Origin of the sequence: Chroococcidiopsis cubana SAG 39.79, from assembly GCF_003991895.1 — a bacterium.
Taxonomy (GTDB): domain Bacteria; phylum Cyanobacteriota; class Cyanobacteriia; order Cyanobacteriales; family Chroococcidiopsidaceae; genus Chroococcidiopsis; species Chroococcidiopsis thermalis.
In genome coordinates this window covers 1-15251 of sequence record NZ_RSCK01000013.1, presented here as the reverse complement: position 1 = coordinate 15251, position 15251 = coordinate 1, and the positions used below count along the sequence as shown (strand labels likewise).

General features: G+C 45.1%; 10 protein-coding genes and 1 pseudogene. 6 read left to right on the top strand and 5 right to left on the bottom strand.

The features are described from left to right. Positions 1 to 73: 73 nt before the first annotated feature. Both DSM107010_RS10860 and galE read left to right on the top strand, forming a co-directional pair. A complete protein-coding gene (locus tag DSM107010_RS10860; protein WP_015156163.1) occupies positions 74 to 604 on the top strand; it encodes a GNAT family N-acetyltransferase in 531 nt (176 codons plus the stop codon). Positions 605 to 786: 182 nt separating this feature from the next. After that, a complete protein-coding gene (gene galE, locus DSM107010_RS10855; protein WP_106166489.1) occupies positions 787 to 1785 on the top strand; it encodes a UDP-glucose 4-epimerase GalE in 999 nt (332 codons plus the stop codon). 50 nt (positions 1786 to 1835) lie between these two features. Here the strand turns inward: galE and DSM107010_RS39555 are convergent, their stop codons facing one another. Continuing rightward, positions 1836 to 5411 (bottom strand): PAS domain-containing protein, encoded by a 3576-nt coding sequence (locus DSM107010_RS39555; RefSeq protein ID WP_199755483.1) that lies wholly within the window; start codon positions 5409 to 5411, stop codon positions 1836 to 1838. Between the two features lie 127 nt (positions 5412 to 5538). Here DSM107010_RS39555 and DSM107010_RS42895 point away from each other — a divergent pair. After that, positions 5539 to 5613, top strand: a pseudogene (locus DSM107010_RS42895) (oxidoreductase); the annotation flags it as partial. Between the two features lies 1 nt (position 5614). Here the strand turns inward: DSM107010_RS42895 and DSM107010_RS10835 are convergent. Further along, positions 5615 to 7222, bottom strand: a complete 1608-nt coding sequence (locus tag DSM107010_RS10835) for a serine/threonine-protein kinase (protein WP_106166488.1) — start codon at positions 7220 to 7222, stop codon at positions 5615 to 5617. Between the two features lie 279 nt (positions 7223 to 7501). Here DSM107010_RS10835 and pheT point away from each other — a divergent pair, with 279 nt between their 5' ends. Together pheT and guaD are read left to right on the top strand one after the other, a co-directional pair. Beyond that, positions 7502 to 9970: a phenylalanine--tRNA ligase subunit beta gene (gene pheT / locus DSM107010_RS10830; RefSeq protein ID WP_106166487.1), complete on the top strand. Its 2469-nt coding sequence runs from the start codon at positions 7502 to 7504 to the stop codon at positions 9968 to 9970. A gap of 79 nt (positions 9971 to 10049) precedes the next feature. Then, the gene (gene guaD / locus DSM107010_RS10825; RefSeq protein WP_041462563.1) at positions 10050 to 11372 is read left to right on the top strand and encodes a guanine deaminase; all 1323 of its coding nucleotides are present in this window, start codon (positions 10050 to 10052) and stop codon (positions 11370 to 11372) included. A gap of 54 nt (positions 11373 to 11426) precedes the next feature. On the opposite strand, the gene DSM107010_RS10820 is transcribed toward guaD, so the two are convergent. Both DSM107010_RS10820 and DSM107010_RS41180 read right to left on the bottom strand, forming a co-directional pair. Continuing rightward, on the bottom strand, positions 11427 to 12329 hold the full coding sequence (locus tag DSM107010_RS10820; RefSeq protein ID WP_106166486.1) for an ABC transporter ATP-binding protein: 903 nt from the start codon (positions 12327 to 12329) through the stop codon (positions 11427 to 11429). A gap of 261 nt (positions 12330 to 12590) precedes the next feature. Beyond that, positions 12591 to 12809, bottom strand: a complete 219-nt coding sequence (locus DSM107010_RS41180; protein WP_241994184.1) for a hypothetical protein — start codon at positions 12807 to 12809, stop codon at positions 12591 to 12593. Between the two features lie 4 nt (positions 12810 to 12813). Between DSM107010_RS41180 and DSM107010_RS10805 the strand changes: the two genes are divergently transcribed. Further along, positions 12814 to 14466, top strand: coding sequence for a transglutaminase-like domain-containing protein (locus DSM107010_RS10805; RefSeq protein WP_015156171.1), 1653 nt, complete (start codon positions 12814 to 12816; stop codon positions 14464 to 14466). Between the two features lie 249 nt (positions 14467 to 14715). Here the strand turns inward: DSM107010_RS10805 and DSM107010_RS10800 are convergent, their stop codons facing one another. Then, positions 14716 to 15111 (bottom strand): response regulator, encoded by a 396-nt coding sequence (locus DSM107010_RS10800; RefSeq protein WP_015156172.1) that lies wholly within the window; start codon positions 15109 to 15111, stop codon positions 14716 to 14718. Positions 15112 to 15251 lie beyond the last annotated feature (140 nt).

Sequence of the window (15251 nt, the reverse complement as noted above, 5' to 3'; positions counted from 1 at the left end):
TCGCAATATACTGGTAGGGGCGCACAGCTGTGCGCCCCTACTACGGATTGTGTATTTCATGCTACCAAAGGCTATGACTACCATTGCCCAAACCGATCGCCTCACGATTCGTAGCTGGATTCCTGAAGAGGATGCAGAATCGGCTTTTCAAATTTATAGCGATCCAGAAGTGACGCGATTTATTAAAACTAAAACTACTAGTACTGAAGACGCAATTAAACTACTTCAACGCTGGGTAATATTATCGACTCAACTTAATGGTGGAGGCTTTTGGGCAGTTGTAAGTAAAGCAACGCCTGAAATTCTCGGTACGATTATTCTCATTCCCTTGCGAGATGAAGCAGAACAATGGACACAAGATTATGAAATCGGTTGGCATCTCAAGAAGTCTGCTTGGGGAAATGGATACGCCACGGAAGCAGCCAGGGCAATTCTTAACTATGGATTTAATATTCTAAAATTACCCACAATCTACTCAGTTGCTAGACCCGAAAATACAACTTCAATTCGCGTGATGCAAAGATTGAACATGATACCAATTGGACGGACTCATAAATACTACAAGATGGAACTTGAGATGTTTAAATTGGGCAAACTCACATAACAGATACTTAGCGCTGGAACGGGTAATGATTAAGCCAGGAGACAGAAGACAGAAGACAGAAGTAGTTTTTCTCCCCCAGCTCTCTCCCTCAGCTGGGCGACTCTCTCTTCCCTGCTTCCTGCTCCCTGAGAACTGAATAATCAGTTAAATTAAAAGATTGTTGCAGCAAAGGGGAGAAGAGAATGTCGTCTGTAAAACCCACAATCTTAGTTACTGGTGGAGCGGGATATATTGGTTCCCATGCAGTATTAGCACTCAAACGGGCTGGATACGGCGTAGTCGTTCTCGATAACCTAGTCTACGGACATCGCGATTTGGTAGAGCAGGTTTTACAGGTAGATTTGATTGTTGGCGATATAAACGATCGCCCCTTACTAGACGAATTATTTGCTAAGTACGACATCGCCGCTGTCATGCACTTTTCTGCTTATGCATATGTGGGCGAATCTGTCACGACCCCAGATAAATATTATCGTAATAACGTCGTTGCCACGCTCACCTTACTAGAGGCAATGCAGGCTGCATCGATCGATAAATTCGTCTTCTCGTCTACTTGCGCTACCTACGGCGTACCCAAAACAGTACCGATCCCCGAAGACCATCCCCAAAGCCCAATTAACCCCTACGGTGCAACTAAATTGATGGTAGAGCGAATTTTGGCGGATTTTGATGTTGCCTATGGCTTAAAATCTGTCTGTTTTCGCTATTTTAATGCTGCTGGTGCAGATCCAACTGGATTGTTAGGAGAAGACCACGATCCAGAAACTCATCTAATTCCTTTGGTACTGCAAACAGCTTTAGGTAAACGCCAGTCTGTCTCAATTTTTGGGACTGATTACGATACTCCTGATGGAACTTGTATTCGCGATTACATCCACGTTAGCGATTTAGCCGATGCTCATATTCTGGGTGTGGAATATCTGTTACAAGGTGGAGATTCAACAATTTTTAATTTAGGTAACGGTAATGGTTTTTCAGTTAGAGAAATCATCGATACTGCCAAGCAAGTTACGGGAAGAGAAATTAAAGTTGTAGAAAGCGATCGCCGCGCTGGAGATCCGCCTGCACTCGTCGGTAGTGGTGAAAAAGCCAGAAAAATTCTGGGTTGGAATCCCCAATATCCAGAGATAGATAAAATTATCAGTCATGCTTGGAACTGGCATCAAAAACGACACGCATAATAACTGAATAGCGTCATCGAGATGAATTATTTGTTACATTGGGAGCGATCTCAAGAACGAGTTGTTGAAACAAGCTCCGCGATCGCTTTCACCAATTCATCAGGGTCTATAGGTTTAGGCAAATGCAACTGAAATCCTGCGGTAATTGCTTTTTGTTGATCGTATTCTCCAGCATAAGCAGTTAGGGCAATTGCAGGAATTGACAGCGATCGAGACTGCATTATATTTTTGACTTTTTCTAGGAACATATAACCATCCATCAGCGGCATCCCAATATCGCTCAAAATGAGATCCGGCATTTGTTGAGACAAAGCCACTAGTGCATCTTCTGCAGAACTCACGACCGTCGCTTCTGCCCCATGCTGTTGTAACACGCAAGTCACATACTCTCGCATATCTGGATCGTCGTCTACTGCTAGTACGCGCACGCCTTGCAGCGGTAATTGCTGAGTATTGGATGGCGAGTGATGCATCTCCCGATTCCCGACTCCTGACTCCCGACTCCCTTCCAACACAGGTAATGTCACAGTAAACGTAGCTCCCTGTCCTTCCCCCAGACTATCTACCCCAACCGTACCACCGTGTAACTCTACCAAGTGACGTACAATCGCCAGTCCTAAACCCAATCCGCCAAAAGTCCGAGTTGTACTGCTATCGGCTTGGCGAAAGTAATCGAATACATAAGGCAGAAAATCAGGACTAATGCCTTTGCCAGTGTCGGAAACTTGGATTTGGACAGATTTTTGGGAGTCGGGAGTGGGAGAGTGGGAGTCGGGATTCGGAAGTTGAAGTGAAATCTCTACCCGTCCGCCAGCAGGAGTAAATTTAACCGCATTAGATATCAGATTCCATACCACCTGTTGCAATCGTCCTGAGTCCCCTAGAACTAGGGGAGTCGGGAAGTTTTGGATTTTAGATTTTGGATTTTGGATTGTAATTGCTGCTTCCTTGTCTCCCTTGTCCCCCTGGTCTTTCCCAGCGCGTCCCTGCTCCCAGCTCGTCCCTACTCCCTCAAAAACTAAATGAATCTGCTTCGCTTCAGCACTTAGTTGCACCGTTTCCATTGCAGCGAGGATCGTGCTGACTAGATTCACAGGAGCAAATTTTAACGCGAGTTTGCCTCGGAGAATGCGGGAGACATCAAGCAGATCGTCTACGAGTTGGGCTTGGAGTTTAGCATTGCGCTCGATAGTTTCTAAGGCGCGGTTTCTGGCTGCTTCATTATATTGACGCGATCGCAACAGTTTTGCCCAACCGAGGATCGGGTTGAGGGGCGATCGCAATTCGTGGGATAGTACGGCTAAAAATTCATCTTTAATCCGATTTGCGGATTCTGCTACCTCTCTTGCCACTTGTTCAGCAGCGTACAATCGCGATCGCTCTAAAGCTTGGGCGCATTGCCGTGCAAGTGTCATCATAAAGGCACGTTCTGCCACATCGAAATCGCGGGGCTGGTTGAAACTTAGCCCTAAAGAACCGATTGTTCGCCCTTCGATTGTCAATGGTAAGCTGGCAATTGCTTGAGAACCAGAAGCAATATATGTATCTGCGAGACTCGGATAAAGCTGTTGATATTCAGCAGGCGATCGCGCGATGACCATTTCCCCGGTGCGGATTGTATCGGTGAGGGGAAGTGGTGTCGTTAGCGGAACGCGCCGATAGGGGGCAATTTCTGCTTCCTGGTAGCCAATCGAGCAGACAATCTCTACCGTTTTACCATTTTTATGCAGCAAACCGATCCAGCCTCTTGTGGCATTGAAGGCAGCTAGTCCTTGATGCAGTAAAATTTCTCTGACTTGCTCTGTCGTCAATGCTTGAGCTAGAGCCGCAGTCAAATTTTGTAATTGGTAAACTCGCTGGATATTTAACTCTGCAAGTTGACGTGCTGCTTGCTCTTGCTGCAACAGGCGATCGCGCTCTAGTTCGGCACGTTTGCGATCGGTCATATCGCTGACTAAAGAGACAAACCCCTCTACCTGTCCTCGACTGTCGAACTGAGGAATATAGACTGCTTCGATGTAACGCACTCCGCCATCTTGATAGGGAACTTGACTTTCGTATCTAACTGCTCGTCCTGCTAGTGCTTGCTCTACATAAGGGCGAATCTTCTCGTAAGCAGCTTCGCCTAAGACTTGCCGTATATGCCTGCCACAAATTTCTGTAGCGGGATGACCGAACCATTGTTCGTAGGTCCGATTCACAAAGCGATAGCGCTGGTTAAGATCGACATAGGCAATCAGCGCGGGTACGGTGTTGGTAATTAGGCTTAATTCAGCTTCCCGTTGACTCAGTGATGTTTGAGTTTGTTTGAGTTGAGTGATATCGACTACAGTTGCACCTACACCCAATGTCTGTCCGTTTGCCAGACAAACGGGATAAAAATTGACCAGAGAATGGCGATAAACTCCTGGGGAATTTGTTTCACCGCTAAGTTCTTGATTAAGCAGTGGCTCTCCCGTTTGCATCACTTGCCGCAAAACTGGTTCTAGCGTATCGCCCCACGCTGGTAGCACTTCTCGCACGCTGCGATGGAAGTGGTCTTTGAGGGGGATGCCATTAATGTCTGCCAAAGCTTGGTTGACGTGGACGTAGCGGAGATCGGTGTCTAAAAAAGCTAAACCGACAGGAGAACTAGCTAACCAAGTATCGATCAATGCCAGGGTTGCTTCTTGTCGCTGCATTGCTTGCTTTAATTGGCGATGCAAGCGAGAGTTTTCCATTGCCAACCCGACGCGCCGTCCCAGTTCCTCAGCTAGGGTTAAATCTTCATTACAGTAATGACGCTGAGAAGTTGTCAGCATCAGCGACAGTACGCCAAACACTTCTCTACCTGCAATCAACGGTACGCAAATCGCAGATTTAATCCCTAGTTGCCGAAAAAATTTCAACTGCTCGGCATCTCGCGCCATAGCTACATAGTTGGCATCTGTGACTTCAGGAATTAATTCCGATCGCCCTGTGTGAAAAACTCTAGTAATTGGGTGTGTTTGGTCGTTTAAATCTAAGGGATAGGTAGCTGTAAGTTGACGCACCAAGTCTGCTCGATTGGGGTCTTTGGCTTGAACGGCAGCCAAAGGATTAATCGCCATGTCTGCGGGGAGAATATCGACGGTGCAGAGATCGGCAAATTCGGGAATAGTCAGTTCTACAACCGATCGCAATGTTGTTTCATAGTCCAGAGAAGATGTGAGTACGGTGTTGGCACGATCTAAAAAAGCCAATCTTTGTTGCATTGCCTCTGCTCGATCTTTGGCTTTTTGTTCGCGCTGTCGATCGATCTCTGCTCTGTGCTTTGCTATGCGTAACTCCTCGCATAGATAGCTAATCATGACTCCTTGTAAAGCAAACAAGCCCATCCTCAGCAAGTCGGGCAGGTTAATTGTGAATGCATAATTCGGCTCGTGGAAGAAATAATTACTGAATAGAATCGATAAGACAGTTGCTACTATTCCAGGTTTTAACCCTCCATACCAAGCCGCGATCGCTACTGCCCCATAAAACAGCAAAAACGGAGTTTTTGTCATTCCCAGCCAAGAGTCTAGCCCCAACATGAGCGCCAGAGCTAGCATTACAGCAAGGACAGCAACCCCGTAGGAAGCAATCTGGAAGCGGGTAACTTTTGGCATGGAATGCTTAGAGGTATCTATTGCATACCTTAGTTAGCTGCTATCTTCCACCATATGATGGATGAAGAGTTGGTTCTATTCTTCTTGGGATAGATTTTGGGTTGCACAAAGCAGATAAAATTCGGAACTAATTTCTGATGATGCCAAATTCGTCTCTGGCACAACACTTAAAGTGGATGAAGCTTACTCAGCAGCAATTTAGACTATCCCCTTCTATTAGGCTTTTTAGTAAACCAATCTGTCTTAGCTAGTGCCAACTGGTCATCAGAAAGAGTCGCACCAGTTAGGTTAGCACCGCACAAATTTGCGCCTCTGAGGTTAGCATTGCTCAAATAAGCACCGCTTAAATCTGCACCGCGTAAATCGGCTCCCGACAAATCGGTATAACTCATGTATGCTTTGGTCAATACGGCATTTCTCAGATTGGCTTGACTGAGACAAGCTTGCCCAAAATCACCGTTACACAAAACTGCTTCTTGCAAGTTTGCGCGATCGAGCCTGGAAGCGTAACATTTAATACCAGCAAGATTTTTTCTCCGTAAATCGATCGCGCTCAAGTCTTGAGAGGTAAAATCTCTTCTGCCATTGATATATGCATTTAGTAAACTACCAGAGTCTAAACGCTCCGCTTCTTTGGATTTTAATTTGGTTGGGCTAGGGGTTTTTACGGTTGTTAAGGCATTTGCTCTAGCAGCAACTGGCTGTTGGCGAGTCATTTGAGTATTTACACCAGTCGTAGCACCCAACTCGCGCCGCGCCCGAATATTCTGAGCTAATGCTGCTACGTACTGCTGATGGGAATTCAAGCCAGAATAAACTGGTTGCGAAGGTTGAGATGGTTGGGAAGCAGGGGTACTCGTAGGGCGCGAGCGAATTTGTGTAGCCATCCCAGACGAGATGCTGTCGAAGTATGGTTCCATCTCCAAAGCTTTGAGGACATCATCAGCTGATTGATAGCGGTGGCGCACGGAAGCCTCAACCATCTTCCGCAGAACGGTAGTTAGGTGCTGACTAATTCTGACTTCTTGTTCCCAGAGCATTTCACCTGTAGAAGGATGATAGTCAAAATCTTTCGGAGATTTTCCAGTTAAAAGGAAAATACAGGTGATGCCCACAGCATAAATATCGCTGGCGTAGACTGGACGCATGGCGATTTGTTCTGGTGGTGCAAAGCCATTTGTTCCCACAGAAAAAGCAGTCAGGGTAGTATTTTCGATTTGGCTGCTATAGGTTTTGCTAACTTGATTCTTGACCGCACCAAAATCAATTAAGACAAGTCTGCCGTCTTCACTGCGGCGGATCAAGTTATTGGGCTTGATGTCTCGATGGATAACTTGTTGCGAGTGAATGTATTTTAAAATTCCTAAAATTTCACTTAAAAATTGCTTGACTCCAGCTTCGCTCATTAGACCTTTACGTTTGATCTCTTGCTGGATGGTTAAACCGTTGACGAATTCTTGAACTAGATAAAATTCTCGATCGGTTTCAAAATAGTCTAATAATCTTGGCACTTGGGGATGATTGCCAATTTTGCCAAGGGTTTGTGCTTCTCTGGCGAATAATTCCCGCGCCATTGTCAAAACTTCAGGAGTATTGATTGAAGGGCGCAGTTGTTTGATGACGCACCAGGGCTGTCCGGGTAAACTATCATCTTGAGCTAAGAAGGTTGCACCAAAGCCACCTTGGGCTAGTGCTTGCGTCACGCGGTAGCGATCGCGCAGTTTTTGCAGGGGCGACCCACAAGACTGACACTGTGCGACAGAATTTGGGTTTTCTGGAGACTGGCAAGTTGGATTTAAGCAGTAGCTCATAACAGACTCGACGTTGCACAATGGACGCAAACAATAGAAGCAAACAGAATTGTTACACTCTGAATCAATTATTCAAATAAAAATTGACTTTTACTAGGTTAGTCTTGCGGAGAATCGTTGAAGAATTGCTAAAGTTATTGGCAGCAATATCGGGTAATTGTGAGTTTTGTTTAAATATCAATTAGCCAACTGTTGGACTAGGGGGTAAAAGCACGTAGGTTTTGGATCGAGAATTTTGTAAGATAGATGAGCTGCGATTGAAACAAGCAAACACACTCCATGCGTATCTCTTTGAACTGGCTGCGGGAAATAGTCGATATAACGATGACTCCAGAGGAGTTGGCTCATACGCTCACTATGGCTGGCTTCGAGGTGGAAGAGATCGAAGACCGTCGTACTTGGGCTGATGGTGTCGTCATCGGCAAAGTGCTGGAGTGTCAGCGCCACCCTAACGCCGATAAATTGAGCGTTACGAAGGTCGATATTGGCAAAGGTGAACCTTTAAATATTGTGTGTGGCGCACCGAATGTACGTGCAGATATCTATGTAGCAGTTGCTACCATCGGCACTTACTTACCTAAAATTGACGTAAAAATTCGTGCTGCCAATCTGCGGGGAGTGCGTTCCGAAGGCATGATTTGTTCCCTAGCAGAACTAGGCTTATCTAAAGAATCTGCTGGTATCCATATTTTTGATGAAGTAGGGGCGCACAGCCGTGCGCCCCTACAGTTGGGTGATGACGTTCGCCCCCTTCTAGGTTTAGACGACACAATTTTAGACTTGACAGCAACGGCAAATCGTGCCGATGCGTTGTGCATGGTAGGGATTGCACGGGAAGTGGCAGCTTTAACTGGAGCAACGCTGAGATTACCACAACCAGATGCTTTGTCGATTCCGACAACAGAGGGATTAGAGATCGCCGTTCTCCAACCGCAAGCTTGTCCGGCTTATATTGGTACTGTTATTGAAGGAATAAAAATTGCACCTTCTCCCGAATGGTTGCAACAGCGCTTGCAAGCAGCAGGAATGCGACCGATTAATAATGTGGTGGATGCAACCAACTACATTATGTTGGAGTGGGGACAACCGCTACACGCATTCGATCGCGATCGCTTATTAGCAGTAAGGGCGCACAGCAGTGCGCCCCTACCTATTACCATTGGCGTTCGCTTTGCTGAATCGGGAGAAAGTTTAAAAACTTTAGACGGACAAAGCCGCAACCTGACAAGCCAAACTCTGCTGATTACTGCCAACGACAAACCTGTAGCTTTAGCTGGAGTGATGGGAGGAGAAGCAACGGAAGTTGGCGACACAACTCAAAATCTATTATTAGAAGCAGCGTTATTTGATTCTGTGGCGATCCGTCGTTCAGCGCGCAGTTTGGGGTTGCGTACAGAAGCTTCGGCAAGGTACGAGCGCGGCGTGAATTATGCTGAATTAGAATTAGCCTGTCGTCGCGCCATTAGTTTAATCCAGCAAATAGCTGGGGGTACAGCGGTAAGTCAGCAAATTGCCGATCGCAGACCGGATATGGGTACGCTATCGCGATCGATTCAACTGCGCCTCGATCGCGTGAATCAAATTTTAGGCTTAGTCGATCTGGGCGATACGGATGGAGAATTACAGCCAGACGAAATGCAACAAATCTTGACGGCGTTAGGCTGTCAAGTCACACCAGATGCAGAAAAAGAGCGAGTCTGGATCGTTACCGTACCACCTTATCGCTACCGCGATTTAGAGCGGGAAATCGATTTAATTGAAGAAATTGCCCGCGTTTACGGTTACGATAAATTCTGCACCACGCTGCCAGAAGCAACAGAATTTGGCTTTCTTTCGGTCGAACAACAGCTAACGCGGCAAATCCGAGCAGCGATGCGGGCAGCAGGATTAACAGAGTTGATGCACTATTCTTTAGTGAAACCAGGGGAAGATCGGCAGGTGGTGCTGGCTAACCCTTTGTTTGCCGAATATGCAGCCCTACGGACGGATTTGATTGCTGGTTTAGTCGATGCCTTCCAATACAATTTGGAACAGGGAAATGGGGCGCTCAATGGTTTTGAAATTGGGCGAATCTTCACTCAAGATGAAGCTGGGATCGATGAAATGGAGGCGATTGGAGGGATTTTAGGTGGCGATCCAACGCAAGGTAAATGGGTCAGCGCCGGACGCGATCGCCCTATGAGTTGGTATGAGGCAAAGGGTATATTAGACAGCGTATTTCAGCGTTTGGGATTGTCGATTGAATATCAACCCAGCCGACAAGATACGCGCTTGCACCCAGGACGAACGGCTTCTTTGTGGTTGCAAGGAAACCGCTTAGGTGTCTTCGGACAGTTGCATCCCCAGTTACGGCAAGAAAGAGGTTTACCGGATGAGGTTTATGTTTTTCAACTCGATTTAGATTTGCTATTTGATGCTTTGGATGTAGAGGAAATGCTCGTTCCTCGCTTCAAACCTTATTCTACTTACCCAGCTGCCGACAGAGATATTGCTTTTTTTGCCCCCGTAGATGTCTCGGTAGCAGAATTAGAACGGGCGATCGCTCATGCAGGTGGTCAGCTACTAGAGTCGGTAGAATTATTTGATGAGTATAGGGGTCAAGGTGTTCCCGCAGGACAAAGAAGTTTGGCTTTTCGATTAGTTTATCGGGCAAGCGATCGCACTTTGACCGATGCAGAAGTAGAACCCGTGCATCAAAAAGTCAGAGAATCTCTAGTAGAGAAATTTAGTTTGAATTTGAGAAGTTAATCGTAGGGGCGCACAGTTTCCCGTGTAGAGACGTTACATGTAACGTCTCTACACGGACTACATTCATCAGAGATTCTTTATGTCATCTCTTAAGGCTTTTCGTAGTTCGTTTCTAGATTTTATTGCCGATCCATTCTACGTATCTGAATTAGAAAGCGTACGCTATATTCCTGATGGATTATTAGTTTTAGAAGATGGCAAAATTAAAGAAATAGGAACTTACGATAGCCTCCAGCACAAATACAAAGAAATTTCAATAACTGCTTATCCTGGGATGCTGATAATGCCAGGATTTATTGACACTCACGTTCACTTTCCCCAACTAGAAATGATTGCTTCCTATGGGGAACAATTACTAACGTGGTTGAACAAATATACATTTCCTACAGAAGGGAAATTTAAAGATAAAACCTATGCTCAAAAAGTAGCCGCTATCTTTCTCGATGAATTATTGAAAAATGGTACGACAACAGCATTAGTATTTGCTACCGTTCATCCTGAATCTGTAGATGCTTTTTTTGAGGAAGCTAACCGCCGCCATCTACGAACGATCGCTGGTAAAGTGATGATGGATCGTAACGCTCCAGATTTTCTCACCGATACCGCAGAAACATCATATCAAGAAACAAAAGCTCTCATTCAGAAATGGCATAAAAAAGACCGCTTGCTTTATGCTGTAACTCCCCGCTTTGCCATAACTTCAACCAACGAGCAATTACAAATTGCTGGAAGACTTTTACAAGAATTTCCCGATGTTTATTTGCATACTCACATATCAGAAAATGTAGATGAAGTTGCATTTGTCAAGCAATTATTTCCAGAAAGTCAGGGTTATTTAGACGTGTACGATCGCGCTGGATTAGTAGGCGATCGCTCTGTGTTTGCCCACGGAGTCCACTTAACTGATGCAGAGTTTCATAGATTATCTCAAGCAAATGCTGCGATCGCATTTTGTCCGACATCAAATTTATTCTTAGGTAGCGGACTATTTAGAATTGAAACAGCTAAATCAAAAGATTATCCTGTGAAAGTTGGTTTGGGTACAGATGTAGGTGGCGGAACGAGTGTATCTCTCCTACAAACCGCAAACGAAGCATACAAAATCGCTCAACTAAGGCAACAAAAGCTCTCACCCTTTCAAACACTATTTTTAGCAACTTTAGGAGGAGCAAAAGCACTCAATTTAGAAGCTAAAATTGGTAATTTTAATCCTGGTAAAGAAGCAGATTTTGTTGTCTTAGATCCGCGTGCTACACCATTAATGGCATTTCGTAATTCTGACGCAACTCCAACATCTTTAGAAGAATTAGCAGAAAGAATATTTACCTTAGTCATTATGGGAGACGATCGCGCTATACATGCTACTTATATTATGGGAGGATTGGTAATGGGTAATGGGTAATGGGTAATGGGTAATGGGTAATGGGTCATTTGTCATTTGTATTTTCACTACTCACTAACCACTAGCCACTGATTTAGTCACTTCTAAATAAATATATTCTAGTCGCACGGGTTGACGGGAGATAGCATTAAGAGGAATACCTTCAAAGAGAGAAATAATTTCTTTTAAATCTAAAGATTCTGGGAGCCAAAAAGCAAGATCTCTGCCATAGTAACGATAGTTGAAACCTAATTCTATTGCCCGGGCGATCGCTTTTTCCGCTTCATCTGTCTGCACGATAATAATTTCTTCAGCAGATATGTATTGACGTAGTTGAGCTAAACTACCCTCAGCGACAATTTGACCATTTTTCAAAATTCCAATTCTGTGACAAAGACGTTCGGCTTCTTCTAATAAATGAGTGGTGAGTAAAATAGTAGTCCCTTGACGTTGGAGTTGTAGAATTAAATCCCAAATCTCATAACGCGCCTCTACATCTAAACCTGTGGTTGGTTCGTCTAAAATAACTAATTTGGGTTGATGAACTAAAGCGATCGCCATATTCAATCGCCGTTTCATGCCTCCACTGAGTTTGTCTACAGGAGTTTTTGCCCAGTCTAATAAGTTGACAGCAGCTAAACAAGACTGAATTTGCTGCTTTCTTTGCTTAACTGAAATACCGTAAAGCTGGGCAAAAAAATTAAGATTTTCCGTGCAAGTTAAGGTTTTGTAGAGTAAATTTTCTTGGGGGACAATACCAATAATTTTCTTGGTAGCATCAGAAACTGCTCGATCGCCGATCTTAACTTCTCCGCTATCTGCTTGTAGAAGATTACAAATAATATTTATTACAGTTGTTTTTCCTGCTCCATTTGCCCCTAATAAACCGTAAATTTCTCCTGGTAAGATATGCAAAGTTAGGTCTTGCAATATTCGTCTTTTTCCGTAAGATTTATTAAGCTTCTGGATTCTTAACATGAGCAATCTTAGGAGCGAACAGTAAAGTAGGGCGGATAATCCCAACCCTACTTAATCTTGCAGAAAAAGTGGGCAGAGTTCACCCTATCAAATTAGATGAAAAAAGTAAATATCGATCCGCTCGATTGTATTTAAATTGTAATTATAGGAGCAGTTGCCGATTAAGCGTCGATTGAATCGCTGCATCTCTATACTTGCTTCTTGTCTCTTTTGGTACTTACCTGTATTCGACAGACAGTATAAAATTGCAATTCATATACTTTACTTGTCTCCTTTTTGAGTGGTGGGTGAAGAAAGGGTGTAGGGTGTGGAGTGTGGGATGTAGGGTGTAGGGTGTAGGTTTTTTCTCCCTTGTCTCCCCTGTCTCCCTTGTCTCCCCTGTCCCCCTTCGCCCCCTAATCCCCACTCCCTTCGGTCGTGGGGTCCCCGAGTTCCCCCTTGTCCCCCTTGTCTCCCCTGTCCCCCCTGTCCCTCACGCACGCATATGAGTCAACCCCTTTGGCAACGGACAATTAGACCTTTTGGTGCAGCAGCCTTGCATGGTATTGCCAGTTATGGCGATCGCCTGTTAGCCATCGATCGGGTCAAAGGGTATTTGCTGCAAATCGATCCAGTTAGTGACAACACCACAATTTTGAATTGGCAAACCGCAGAAGAGTTTGTTGACATAACGGGAATCGCGGTGTGGGAAGACACTCTGTGGTGTACGCGGGACGATACGGTTTACTATTGCCAGTGGGGAGAATTTAAACTCAAACCTTTTGTTACCTTACCTTACACTGCCGATGGGGTCGCAGTGTGGCGATCGACAATTTACATCACTTGTCAAAAAGCAGGCTATATCTTAATTTTTGACAGTAATACAGGGGGACAAATTACCAGATTTTTTGCTCCAGGGGTAGGGATAGAAAACATTACAGTTAAGGAAGAGAATTTGTGGGTATGCGATCGCACGGAACAGACAGTGTATTGTCTCGATCGCGCTACGGGGGACATTCAATTTAGCGTCCTGACTCCGTTTGAATGTCCCACGGGGTTGACTTTTTATACCCAGCCACAAACTAATGAGACATTACTCTACGTCGCTTATGCATCAGAAGAGGCGTATATCAGGGATAATCCTAATTTAGATCCATCGCACGAATTAACCTATCGCGATCGCACCTTTATCCATCCGCTGCAATACCACTACAACTCCCAAGGACACTACGCTCTTTCCAACGGCTACGCGATCGAAATGGTCTATGCTGAGGAATTATCGCCGCTAGACGAAGTAGACTTAGAACAGGTAGAGTGGCGAATTGCTTTACCTGCATCCACCGACCGTCAAAAAGTCGTTCACGTTGAACCGATTGGTCTGCCTTTTACAGAAGAAATCCAAGACGGACAGCGAGTCGCAGTATTTAAATTCGACCATTTAACAACAGGCGATCGCCATGTTTTCGGTTGGAAAGCGATCGTTGAAGTTCGCAGCATCAAGTATCGCATTGCCCCTAGAGAAGTAGAAAATATCCCTCCTCTCCCGCCAGAATTTGCCCAGCGTTATTTGGTAGATGATGATGAATTAGCAATGGAATCATACATCGTCCGTCGTGCTGCTCGCGAGGCGATCGGTAGCGAAACCAATATTCTGCGCCAGATGTACAGTATCCGCAATTACGTCTACGACCAATTATCCTACGGGATTAAACCACACATCGACACGCCCGATATTGTTCTCGATCGCGGCGTTGGTTCCTGTGGCGAATATGTTGGTGTTTTACTGGCTTTGATGCGCTTAAATGGAATTGCTTGTCGTACAATCGGACGCTACAAGTGTCCTCCCTATGCCGAACACCAGCAAGTCCCCCTGCAACCAGATTTTAACCACGTTTGGGTAGAATTTTACTTACCAGGACTAGACTTGTGGTTGCCGATGGAATCAAACCCCGACGACGTAGTAGAACAAGGTCCCTACCCTGCTAGATTTTTTATGGGTTTAGCCTGGTATCACATTGAAATTGGCAAAGGTATTTCTTTTGAAACTGTGAAAAGCAATGGCGTACCGCTGAATAAAGAAGAAATCTCAATTGGCGACTTAGCAATTAATCATATTCGCTTCACGATTTTGCATGAATTACCACCTGTAAAGTCGTAAGTCGTAAGTCGTAATTCGTAAGTCGGAATTAACTGATAACTTTGTACAGACGTTACATGTAAAGTCTGTTCAATAGACCTCCTGCATGAATCAAAAAATCATGGATGTCATTCTGTTGGCGAAGCCTTCCCGAAGGGTACGCAACGCAGTGTAGTGAAGAATCTCCCAGATGTTTCGCTTCGCGCGTGGATGACAATTCAAGTATTCACGCAGGAGGTCTATTGATAACTGATAACTGATAACTGATAACTACTTACTACTCGCAAGGTAACGAATGAGGTTTAGAAAAGAGTTGTAGTCAGTAATCGGCTTAGCCACGAACTCGTCAGCTTGGGAAGCAGCCAGCAGAAATTGACGTTCGCCTGCCAAAGCGTAAGCTGTCACGAGAATAATCGGAATTTGGGCTGTTTGCGCTTGATTTTTTAACACGCGCGAAATATCAGCACCACTAACAGCTTGACCTTGCCACTGTGCGTCTGGCAAATTAATATCCATAATTACCAAATCAACTGCTTGCGTCTGACAGCGCTGAAAGATTTCTGCTGGATCGTCCGTAATGTAAACGTAATGACCCCCCAGACGTTGCAAGAGCTTGGCAGTGCTGCGAGCCAATGTGTAATCGTCATCAACTAAGAGAATATTCAAGCAGGCTACGAAAAAAAATTAGAGCGCGATCGCAATTATATACAGTTATCAGTTATCAGGCATCAGCAGCACGAGAACCCGAGTGGTCAGCCCCACAGCCAGCGCGGGACTCATACCGCGTCATGCCTAACCCTCGGTCA

What these genes read in the sequence shown, in the direction of transcription:
- DSM107010_RS10820 (WP_106166486.1), bottom strand. Translation starts at nt 12,329, where the DNA reads ATGTTAAGAATCCAGAAGCTTAATAAATCTTACGGAAAAAGACGAATA.
- pheT (WP_106166487.1), top strand. Translation starts at nt 7,502, where the DNA reads ATGCGTATCTCTTTGAACTGGCTGCGGGAAATAGTCGATATAACGATG.
- DSM107010_RS10805 (WP_015156171.1), top strand. Translation starts at nt 12,814, where the DNA reads ATGAGTCAACCCCTTTGGCAACGGACAATTAGACCTTTTGGTGCAGCA.
- guaD (WP_041462563.1), top strand. Translation starts at nt 10,050, where the DNA reads ATGTCATCTCTTAAGGCTTTTCGTAGTTCGTTTCTAGATTTTATTGCC.
- DSM107010_RS10835 (WP_106166488.1), bottom strand. Translation starts at nt 7,222, where the DNA reads ATGAGCTACTGCTTAAATCCAACTTGCCAGTCTCCAGAAAACCCAAAT.
- DSM107010_RS10860 (WP_015156163.1), top strand. Translation starts at nt 74, where the DNA reads ATGACTACCATTGCCCAAACCGATCGCCTCACGATTCGTAGCTGGATT.
- DSM107010_RS39555 (WP_199755483.1), bottom strand. Translation starts at nt 5,411, where the DNA reads ATGCCAAAAGTTACCCGCTTCCAGATTGCTTCCTACGGGGTTGCTGTC.
- galE (WP_106166489.1), top strand. Translation starts at nt 787, where the DNA reads ATGTCGTCTGTAAAACCCACAATCTTAGTTACTGGTGGAGCGGGATAT.